The organism is Mucilaginibacter agri, assembly GCF_009928685.1.
Taxonomy (GTDB): Bacteria; Bacteroidota; Bacteroidia; order Sphingobacteriales; family Sphingobacteriaceae; genus Mucilaginibacter; species Mucilaginibacter agri.
Genome location: NZ_WWEO01000045.1, coordinates 832,861 through 842,500, shown reverse-complemented (window position 1 = coordinate 842,500; position 9,640 = coordinate 832,861). Strand labels below are relative to the sequence as shown.

The window sequence follows — 9,640 nt, the reverse complement described above, 5'->3', positions numbered from 1 at the left end:
GAATTATAGTATACCTGTTATATATCATTTAATCGCTTTGGTAAAGGCTGCTGCAAATGAATCGAATGAAAATGATTACTAATTAAGATCGATGTGAAAATAAAGCACGGATTAGCCAGTCTGCTATTTTGGTTATTATTGCTAACCATGAGTGTATTATGTGGCTGCAATTCGAATGATAAAAAGCAAATGTCAGTCAAAGAGCCAGTTATTAAGCAGCCGGATAAACCACTACCTATAAAAATAATGGTGCCACCGGAGTTAGGCTTTAAGATCGTGGGTTACATGTTGGACTCACGAGACTCGAGTGAGGTAGCTGAAAAAAAGTTTGCGCAATGTAATGTGGTGGTATATGCTTGTGCGCAATTGTTAACTAATAATGTGGTAAAGGTAATCTATCCGGAAGTCCTGAAATCTTTGATAAGGAGAGCACACCGGAATCATAGTAAAGCTTTTTTGGGAATCAGTGGAGATCCATATGAGTTTAAGAAGATGACTAAAGATGTTGGCGATAGATCTAAAGCTATACATCATATAATGCAGTTAGTTAGGCAATACGGAGCAGATGGCGTAGATCTGGATTGGGAGTTTCCAACGATAAGGGAAAAAACAGATAAGCCATTTACTGCATTTGCAAAGCAATTGGGCGATAGTTGCCACGTTAACGGCCGGTACTATTTTAGCTGTGCTGTGGCGCCTGGAGTAAACAAGGTTCATAAGCGGGCCAGCGCGATTGAGAAGGAGCTTTTGACCGGCCCTTGGGTAGACTGGTTTAACGTGATGATCTATGACGATTATAGCGATGATAAACCTTATGTGCAGCATAGTAAGGTTGCTTATAATAGTTTCTATTATTGGCTGCGCGTTCGTAAAATGAGTAAAAATAAATGCGTACTCGGTATGCCCATTTATGGAAGGCCGAGTGGCATCCCGCAGGAAGGCCATGTTTTAACCTTTAAAACCATATTAAAAGAAGGGGGCAACGCATATAGCGACAGCGCCGTTATTAAAACAAGTAAGCCAATCTCTGCTAAAGACACATCAAAACATTACACCATTTATTATGATGGCATAAATACGGTGAAAAAGAAAACCCGTGGCGCTATGAAATATGGTGGGGGCATTATGTTTTGGGAGCTGGGGCAAGACACGGACGATAAACATTCTTTAATAACTGCGGCGCTAAATGAGGCATCAACTCATCAAAATAATAGCAAACATTAATTTGCAAATCAACAATACCTCCGGTGCATAGTTTCGCACCAATCACATATACACCTTACTGTTTTCCTTCCTGATTTCCGAAAAATGCATCGCATTATATAATAATGCGGTTGCATCTTTTGAATTGCAACAATTTGGACGGCCAAATAAGCCTCCATCGCTTGGTAACGGGTTTACTTTGTAGGTATAAATGCACGCGCCTTAAAACCAGCCAAATGCACAAGTCGAAAAAATATCTACCTGTTCTGTTTTGCTTATGTATTTATGCTATGCCCGCACGTGGACAGGCGCTATTGGCTTTATTATTTGGCGGCAAAATACAGAACGACAATATTTCGCTGGGTATTCATTTGGCTTTGGAGGCATCGGACCTTACCAACACGCCAAGTTCGAATTTGCGCCCCGGTTTGGCGTTTGGAGCTTATACTAATGTAAGGTTAAAAGGGAGGTGGACATTGAGTAATTACTTCATCTTTAAATCATCGAGGGGGGCAAATGCTATTCCGTTCGCCTATCAGTTACAACCCAATGTGCCGGGTGCTCTCGATGCGGACATTGCACGCAAGCTCACCTATTTCGAAATAAGCCCGTTGATGCGCTATAATCTAACACCAGAACTAAGCCTCGCAGCCGGCCCTCAGATTGCCATCCGCACCATAGCAAAGGATATCTATACGCAAACACTGCCCGATGGGGGCGATGAAAAGCTTGTTTATAAGACAAATGATTATTACGGCCGATTTGATATTGATGCAGCCGCCGACATTCAGTATGCTTTTTATAAAGGCAATGGCGTTAGGCTCAATTTCAGGTTTTCGCAGGGCTTTGTAAATGTGTATAAGAGCGAGGTGCCCTTCAGTGCTAAAAACCAATATTTCCAACTGGGGGTAGGTATACCGATTCCGGTTGGCAAGAAAAAGTAAATCAATAAGTAACCATAAAAAATCATCCGATGAAACGTATCATTCTACTAGCAATCGTAACCGTACTAACAACAGCAGTTTACGCTCAAACAGAGAAAGAAGATCTGGCCATTGTGCAAAGTGTATTCCAAAAACAAAAAGCCGATCTGGTAAAGCAAAATCTGCAACTGAGCGATGCCCAAAGCCAGGTATTTTGGCCTATATATGAAGAGTATGAAGGTAAACGTGTTAACCTAAGCACCCAGCGCTCTGCTATTATAGCCGATTATTTAAAAGGTTACGATACCCTTACCGATCAGGAATCAGACGATCTGGCGAACCGCGTTTTTGCCAATGATAAATCATTAACAGATCTGCAGAAATCGTATTTCAAGAAATTCTCGAAGGCGATAGGTGGTAAAAATGCGGCAAAATTTTACCAGCTCGAAAGCTACCTACAAGCTATCATCAGGGTTAAAGTGCAAGACAATATTCCGTTTATAGGCGAATTGGATAAAACCACAAGACAATAAGAAAACTTATGTCGATCAGAGCGATCATATTATTAGTTTCTTTTGTTGTACCTGTCTTAGCTTTCGCGCAAGGCCCAGACGGTAGAACAATAAGAGAAAGGTATGTTGACAGCATTAAGCAGTCAACATATCCTTATGTTTTCCCGGCTTGGGGCAAACGGGTTACCAAAAAAGGTATTGATATGCCCTTGCCGGCGGGCGTAATGCTTAATTATATTACAGGGTCACAGCTAGTCAATATATCCGATCTGCAGGTGGGCTTTAACGGTGGCCCGTTAGTGCCGCTGGATTTCGTAAAATTTGGTGAGGTTAAGGCTCATTTTCAATCCGTAAATACCCGGTTTGATTTGTGGGCACTACCTTTTTTTAACGTGTATGGGATAGTTGGCGGAACCTTTGCCAGTACCAACGTAAATGTTACTGCTCCCTTTAATTTTTCGAGTAAGGCCAACTTTAAAGGTCCAATGGCTGGTATCGGGGCGTCCCTGGGAGGTGCCATGTACGGCATTTTCGGCGTCATAGATGCTAACAGCACATGGTCGTTTTTAGATAATATAGACGGCGCTATTAATACCCGGTCATACAGCGGGCGTTTTGGGCATGCCATCAATTTTAAACGGCGGCCTGATCGTAACGTCACCCTTTGGGTAGGTACCACCGGGAATTTTATCGGCCGCACAACCACAGGTACAATCAAGTTTAGCGATTTAAACAGCAGTGCTACCAAGCCCGATCTGCAACCCATTAAAGACGAAACTGCAGCCTGGTACCAAACGCTTACCCCAGCTCAAAAAATTGTTACCAAGCAAATAGCCGAAAAATTATTAGACAAGATAGACGGCTTGGATCTTCAAAACGCCTCCATATCCTATTCACTAATAAAACGCGCAACCTCCAATTGGAGTATGCTGTTTGGTGGGCAGTTTCAGTTAAACCATCGTTGGCAGTTTAGAACAGAAACAGGCTTTTTAGGCGGTAGAAAATCGTTGCTTACTTCAGTTAATTACCGGTTTGGATTATAGCTTATGACAAAAAATAACTACATAACGTTTCTGTTTCTATTGGTGTTTTGCCTGGCTGCCGATAGGGTTTCGGGTCAGGATAAGCCAAAGGGGGAGAAGCACAAAGTATCTATGCACGATTCGCTTGATCATGCCTTTGACCTAAGCGACTACATGATTTATTCCAAGGGTTTTGTTTTAGTGCCCGTGCCTATCACCGAGCCTGCCTTAGGTGGCATAGGTGGAGCTCTTGTGCCTATATTCCTAAAGCAGAGAGCGCCTATGATAGATACCGTCAATGGCAAAGTACGTGTCAGGCGCGTTAATCCAGATATCACCGGGGGTATAGGTATGTACACTGCCAATAACAGTTGGCTAATTGGTGGCTTCAGAGGGGGGACATTCGCTAAACCCAATATTACTTATAGAGCATTTGCGGCCTATGGTAACATCAACATGAGCTTTTATCATACATTCCCTGTAATAGGCGAGCAGGAATTTAAATTCAATTTTAAGGTTGTGCCTATTTATTTACAGGCTCTTAAGCAATTTGGTAATAATAACAGATGGAGCGCTGGTTTACAATACCTCTTTTTACATGCCAAGATAGCATCAAGAGGGGAGAATCTTCCGGATTTTGTAACCAGTAAAGAGATAAATAGCACCATAAGCCAGGCCGGAGGTGTTTTTCAATATGACAGTCGCGACAACATATTTACACCCAATAAAGGAGTGCGCGTAGAGTCCGATTTCTTCTGGTCAAACAGTGTGTTAGGCAGCGATTATAATTCGTGGCAAATAGACTATTCGGCAATTGGGTATACACCGCTTGCCAAAAAGTTTATTGGTGGTTTGCGGATAGAAGGACAGCAGTCCTTAGGCTCTCCACCATTTTATACGCTGCCATCTATCAATATGCGAGGCATCCCATCAGGCCGCTATCAGGGTAAGGCAACTTTATTAACCGAGGCCGAATTTCGCTGGGACCTTTACAAACGCTGGAGTGCCGTATTTTTTGGCGGTGGCGGCGTAGCCTATGATGACTGGGGCGAAATGTTGGCTAAAGACATTGCCTACAGTTATGGCACCGGTTTCAGGTATCTCATTGCCCGAAAATTTGGTTTGCGAATGGGTGCCGATGTAGCCCGTGGGCCAGAGAAATGGGCCTATTATATTGTATTTGGCAGTAATTGGCTCAGATAATAATAACGACATCTAAATATATAACACCATGAACAAGACCCCTTTTATTTCAGAGATCATCAGTTGGGTTTATTCCCATAAAGCGTTACTAAACGTCTGGCACTTATATCGTTACGTTCCGTAGTCAACAAATGGAATTACTACGAGTGACTAAAAGGATCCAGTATGATATTCTAAAATCTTTAATACCATTTACAAATATTCTAAACATGAAAAATTTTATTTATCTGCTATTAATTGTCGCAATAGGATTTGCGTCATGCCGTAAAGAACCCGATTACGATAAGCTGTCGTCTGAGTTTATTGTATCAACCAATTTAGATAAAACAGCTTCATTCGGTAGTTATAAAACCTATTACATGGCCGATACGGTAATCAACCTGGGTGGTACTGGTAAGGATACTATACTTAATGATGCTAACGCCGTTAAACTGGTTGCCGCTGTTAAAAGCAATATGGCATCCAGAGGCTATACGCTTGTTGCCCGTACTGCAAAACCCGATCTGGGTTTGAGGCTTGGCGTGGTAAAAGTGGTAAATGTTGATGTGTACTATCCTGGTTGGTGGGATGGTTACGCAGGCTGGTTCCCTTATTGGTGGGGCGGCTACTATCCTTATTATTATCCGTGGACTACTGTTTACACCTATAACACCGGTACGGAAATATTGGACGTGTATGATCTTAAAAACGCTAAAACCAACGGTCAGTATAGGGTGATCTGGAATGTGGCGGCATTTGGCGCGCTAGGTTCTGATATGGGCGGAAACTTAAACCGCGGCATTAATGCTATTAATCAGGGCTTTGTGCAATCGCCTTATTTTAAGGCTAATTAATACATCTGTCTATAACTCTAAAATTGATTTATCATGAAAAAAATAGCATATATATTTCTGGCATTAATGGGCTTCTGCAAATATTCGCAAGCTCAAACCAGTAGTAGCAGAACCCTCTCCGCAGGTCGCGACCTGTTTCTTGTTGGCTATGAGGTGGCGATACCCACCAACAGCGACTACCTTACCAAAACCAGTTGGGCTGGTGCGCGGTTCGATTACCGCCGAATGATCACGCCTAACGTATCCGTTGGTATAGGCGTTAGTTACAATTCATTCGAGCAATATTTTCCAAAACAAACCTATCAAAGGCCCGATGGCACCGGCGCCGTAACCAGCGATATGATACGACAAGTGTATACTTCTCCGATTACCGCAAGTGTGCATTACTATTTTCAAGGTTCGTCAATGGTAAGGCCATACATAGGTGTAGGGTTGGGTACGGAATACTCTGAACAGAATGCCTATTTCAACATCTATTCTGTTGGCGATCGTAATTGGGGTTTTGTTTTCAGGCCTGAGGCAGGTGCGTTAGCCAAATTCAGCCCCAATTTAGGTGGATTTGTGAGCGTGGCCTATAATTATGCCACCAACAGTAACGACACATTTCACATTAACCATTTGTCGCAATTCCCAATAACAATCGGTCTTGTTTTCACAGCACCTTAAATAATACGCAACCCTTATTATCATGAGAAATTTAGCATTAATAGCAGTCTTTGGGTTTCTATCCACCTCAGTGGCATTTTGTCAGCAAAAAAGCAAACCAGACACTGCCAAGGCCCAAAGTGCCGAAGAGTTGGCGAAAAAGCTGTCTAATCCAGTGGCGAGCCTTATCAGTGTGCCTTTTCAAAATAATACCGACTGGGGGATAGGGCCTAATAATGGTTCTAAAAACACCTTGAATATTCAACCCGTTGTGCCGGTAGCACTCAATCCAAAACTTAACATGATAGTTAGGGTTATTTTACCCGTTATAGCGCAGCGTGATATTATTGGCCCTAATACCAGTCAAACCGGGCTTAGTGATATTACCGCCACAGCTTTTTTCGCTCCCACAAATGTAAAAAATGGACTGATATGGGGTGTGGGCCCAGCTTTGCTTATACCCACGGGCACTAGCAAATACCTTGGTACGCAGAAATTTGGTTTGGGACCAAGCGCGCTGGTATTAAAACAACAGGGTGCGCTTACCTACGGTATGTTATTTAACCAGATATGGTCTATAGCTGGCAGTTCGGGCAGGTCGCCGGTAAATCAATTGTTCATGCAACCTTTTTTTACGCATAACTGGAAAACCGGAGCTGGTTTAGGTGCTAATGCCGAGCTCACGGAAAACTGGCATACCGGAACTTTCTCTGGCTTTTTAAACCCCATTATAACTGGAGTAACCAAGTTGGGTAAGCAAACGGTGCAAATGGGCGTAGGGCCTAGAATTCCGATAGCCGGACCTTCAGAGTCCAGGGCAGATTTTGGTATTCGGGCGGTGTTTGCATTAGTGTTTCCTAAATAAATAAGTAATTAAAAATCAATACATAAACGTTTAAACAAATAGAAATCATGAAACAATTCAGAAACTTAAGTATGGCATTGCTGGCAGCATTAGTCATTTCGGCATGTGGTTCAAGTACATCTATAGTAGGGTCGTATAAAGCTCCCGGTGTAACACAAGTGGCTTTTAAAAACATATTTGTATCGGCACTTACTGCCAACACATCGGCAAAGCAAAGTGTTGAAACAGGTATGGCTCAATATCTATCAACAAAAGGTATTGCAGCCGTAAAGAGCATCGATGTTTTCCCTCCCGACTTTCACTCCAGCGGCAATGATAAAGACAAAGAAACCGTGTTGAAAGCCATCCGCGATAAAAATTGCGACGGTATTTTAACAGTTGCACTGGTTAACAAAGAAACAGAAACTCATTATGTGCCGGGCACAGGTGTATATCCGGCCCCAGGCTTTGGTTATTATGGTACTTTCGGTGCATACTGGGCATACGGATACAACAGTTTTTATCAGCCAGGTTACTATGAAAATGATAAGGTGTACTACATAGAAACCAACCTGTACGATGCCGCTTCAGAAAAACTGGTTTGGTCTGCTCAATCAAAAACTTACGATCCATCGTCGTTAGATGACTTCCTGAAAGGTTACGAAAAAGCCATCAGCGAACAGGTTGTCAAAGATGGCCTTGTTGCGCCAGCAGGCAAATAAACTCGTGCTCGAAGCAATAGACTCAAATTGTTAACCATGAAAAGGTTATTTATAACGCGGTTGTTGTCCTTAAATATTATAAACATGCGCTCGAAAAAAAGACTAGGTTTATTAGGGTTGATATTAATTATCAGTACAGTGGTACGTGCACAAAATGTGGATACCTCGGCGCTGTATATTATGCAGCGGATGGCCGGCACCCTAAAAAACATGACCTCCTGTGCGGTACATGTACAGGCATTTTACGATACACCTACGGATGATCTGGGATTGATTAAACGATCGAAGGACGAAACCGTTTATGCTCATTTTCCCGACAAGCTGATGATCGACAACAAGGAGGATAACGAGCGGCATGCTTTGTTATACAATGGTAAAAAGCTAGTTTACTATTCGTTCGAGAACAACAGTTACAGCCTTATAGATAGCGTACCCAATAACGTGTTGGAAACCATTCAGGTATTGAGTAAAACCTACGGAATTGAAGTGCCTGCGGCCGATTATTTTTACCCATCGTTTGTTGATGATATTAAATCTACCGCAACGGCGCTTAAATTGGTAGGTACTACGGTAGTAAATGGCGAAGAGTGTTTCCATATTGCAGGTAAAGACTCTACCATGAGCTACCAGTTCTGGATAAAGAACGATCTGCTTTTTTTACCGGTAAAGATGGTGATTGTTTACAACAACAGACCTGGAACACCGCAATACGAGGCGATATATTCCGGGTGGAACCTCAATGCAGACTTACCGGCTTCGGCCTTTGAATTTACGGTACCTCCTAATGCCCAGAAGATAGCTATTAAACCAACATCAGCTCAACAGTAAAACTAATAAGGTATTGTTATGAAAAGAATCATCAAAAAACAAAGCCCTATTATTGTTGCACTAGGGCTTATAATAATCATTTTTTTACCCGGTAAATCAATCGCACAACGCTTCAGTCACGGCGGCTTTCGTGGCGGTGGCGGTTTTCGTGGGGGAGGCGGTGGCGGTTTCCATGGCTTTAACGGCGGTGGTACCCGCCCCGGTGCTAATGGCGGAGGTACACGCGGCTTTAATGGTGGTGGTACTCGTCCTGGCGCTAACGGTGGAGGTATCCAGAAACCAATAAATCCGCAGCCAGGTCCCGGCCCAGGACCCGGACCTCATCCACCCGGCCCAGGTCCCGGCCCCGGACCCGGCCCACATCCCGGACCTCCTCCTCCGCCGCATCCTTACTACCCGTACAGGCCAATACCGTTTGCGCCGATGCCTTATTTCTACCACCCATTTGTGCCTTTCTATTGGGGGCCGTTTTGGCATCCTATTGGTTTCTTCGTGGCTTCGTTAACTACAGCAGCAATTGTTATTTCGGTAGAGAACGAGCAGTATAGTTATGACGAGGGTGTTTACTACGTGCAAAGTTCGGGCGGCTACAAGGTTGTGCCTGCTCCGGTTGGTGCAACGGTTAGTTCGCTGCCGTCGGGTTACAGTACGGTAATTGTATCGGGCACAACTTATTACTACTATGGTGGTGCCTACTATTCTAAACTTAGCCTTAACTCGTATAGGGTTGTTGCACCGCCTCCGGGTGCTACCGTAACGCAAATACCACAGGGAGCAAGCGAAATGGAGGTAGACGGCAAGAAATATATGGTATATAATGGCACCTATTATCAACCGATATCTCAGGATGGTAAGGACGCTTATGAGGTAGTGCAAGTTAATAAACAATAGCATGTGCGCCCCGG

General features: G+C 43.4%; 11 protein-coding genes. All 11 read left to right on the top strand.

The window, feature by feature from the left end; translation table 11 throughout:
* Window positions 1-93: 93 nt before the first annotated feature.
* The 11 genes from GSY63_RS23670 (at window position 94) to GSY63_RS23620 (ending at window position 9,626) form a co-directional block, all read left to right on the top strand.
* On the top strand, window positions 94-1,224 hold the full coding sequence (locus tag GSY63_RS23670) for a glycoside hydrolase family 18 protein (RefSeq protein WP_166588317.1): 1,131 nt from the start codon (window positions 94-96) through the stop codon (window positions 1,222-1,224).
* Between the two features lie 215 nt (window positions 1,225-1,439).
* The gene (locus GSY63_RS23665; RefSeq protein ID WP_166588316.1) at window positions 1,440-2,147 is read left to right on the top strand and encodes a porin family protein; all 708 of its coding nucleotides are present in this window, start codon (window positions 1,440-1,442) and stop codon (window positions 2,145-2,147) included.
* Window positions 2,148-2,176: 29 nt separating this feature from the next.
* Entirely contained in the window at window positions 2,177-2,659 is a 483-nt protein-coding gene (locus GSY63_RS23660; RefSeq protein ID WP_166588315.1) for a hypothetical protein, read from the top strand.
* A gap of 8 nt (window positions 2,660-2,667) precedes the next feature.
* The gene (locus GSY63_RS23655) at window positions 2,668-3,681 is read left to right on the top strand and encodes a hypothetical protein (RefSeq protein ID WP_166588314.1); all 1,014 of its coding nucleotides are present in this window, start codon (window positions 2,668-2,670) and stop codon (window positions 3,679-3,681) included.
* Window positions 3,682-3,684: 3 nt separating this feature from the next.
* Window positions 3,685-4,863 carry a BamA/TamA family outer membrane protein gene (locus tag GSY63_RS23650; RefSeq protein WP_166588313.1) on the top strand — a complete coding sequence of 393 codons (1,179 nt, stop codon included), beginning with the start codon at window positions 3,685-3,687 and terminating at the stop codon, window positions 4,861-4,863.
* Window positions 4,864-5,072: 209 nt separating this feature from the next.
* Window positions 5,073-5,696: a DUF4136 domain-containing protein gene (locus GSY63_RS23645; protein WP_166588312.1), complete on the top strand. Its 624-nt coding sequence runs from the start codon at window positions 5,073-5,075 to the stop codon at window positions 5,694-5,696.
* Window positions 5,697-5,729: 33 nt separating this feature from the next.
* Window positions 5,730-6,362, top strand: a complete 633-nt coding sequence (locus GSY63_RS23640) for an outer membrane beta-barrel protein (RefSeq protein ID WP_166588311.1) — start codon at window positions 5,730-5,732, stop codon at window positions 6,360-6,362.
* Between the two features lie 22 nt (window positions 6,363-6,384).
* Window positions 6,385-7,206 carry a hypothetical protein gene (locus tag GSY63_RS23635; RefSeq protein WP_166588310.1) on the top strand — a complete coding sequence of 274 codons (822 nt, stop codon included), beginning with the start codon at window positions 6,385-6,387 and terminating at the stop codon, window positions 7,204-7,206.
* Window positions 7,207-7,253: 47 nt separating this feature from the next.
* Entirely contained in the window at window positions 7,254-7,907 is a 654-nt protein-coding gene (locus GSY63_RS23630) for a hypothetical protein (RefSeq protein ID WP_166588309.1), read from the top strand.
* Window positions 7,908-7,991: 84 nt separating this feature from the next.
* Window positions 7,992-8,735, top strand: coding sequence for a DUF2092 domain-containing protein (locus GSY63_RS23625; RefSeq protein ID WP_166588308.1), 744 nt, complete (start codon window positions 7,992-7,994; stop codon window positions 8,733-8,735).
* Window positions 8,736-8,753: 18 nt separating this feature from the next.
* Window positions 8,754-9,626 carry a DUF6515 family protein gene (locus GSY63_RS23620; protein WP_166588307.1) on the top strand — a complete coding sequence of 291 codons (873 nt, stop codon included), beginning with the start codon at window positions 8,754-8,756 and terminating at the stop codon, window positions 9,624-9,626.
* Window positions 9,627-9,640 lie beyond the last annotated feature (14 nt).

Coding starts and splice junctions, on each gene's coding strand:
- GSY63_RS23655 (WP_166588314.1), top strand. CDS start 2,668: ATGTCGATCAGAGCGATCATATTATTAGTTTCTTTTGTTGTACCTGTC.
- GSY63_RS23650 (WP_166588313.1), top strand. CDS start 3,685: ATGACAAAAAATAACTACATAACGTTTCTGTTTCTATTGGTGTTTTGC.
- GSY63_RS23635 (WP_166588310.1), top strand. CDS start 6,385: ATGAGAAATTTAGCATTAATAGCAGTCTTTGGGTTTCTATCCACCTCA.
- GSY63_RS23645 (WP_166588312.1), top strand. CDS start 5,073: ATGAAAAATTTTATTTATCTGCTATTAATTGTCGCAATAGGATTTGCG.
- GSY63_RS23625 (WP_166588308.1), top strand. CDS start 7,992: ATGCGCTCGAAAAAAAGACTAGGTTTATTAGGGTTGATATTAATTATC.
- GSY63_RS23660 (WP_166588315.1), top strand. CDS start 2,177: ATGAAACGTATCATTCTACTAGCAATCGTAACCGTACTAACAACAGCA.
- GSY63_RS23640 (WP_166588311.1), top strand. CDS start 5,730: ATGAAAAAAATAGCATATATATTTCTGGCATTAATGGGCTTCTGCAAA.
- GSY63_RS23630 (WP_166588309.1), top strand. CDS start 7,254: ATGAAACAATTCAGAAACTTAAGTATGGCATTGCTGGCAGCATTAGTC.
- GSY63_RS23620 (WP_166588307.1), top strand. CDS start 8,754: ATGAAAAGAATCATCAAAAAACAAAGCCCTATTATTGTTGCACTAGGG.
- GSY63_RS23665 (WP_166588316.1), top strand. CDS start 1,440: ATGCACAAGTCGAAAAAATATCTACCTGTTCTGTTTTGCTTATGTATT.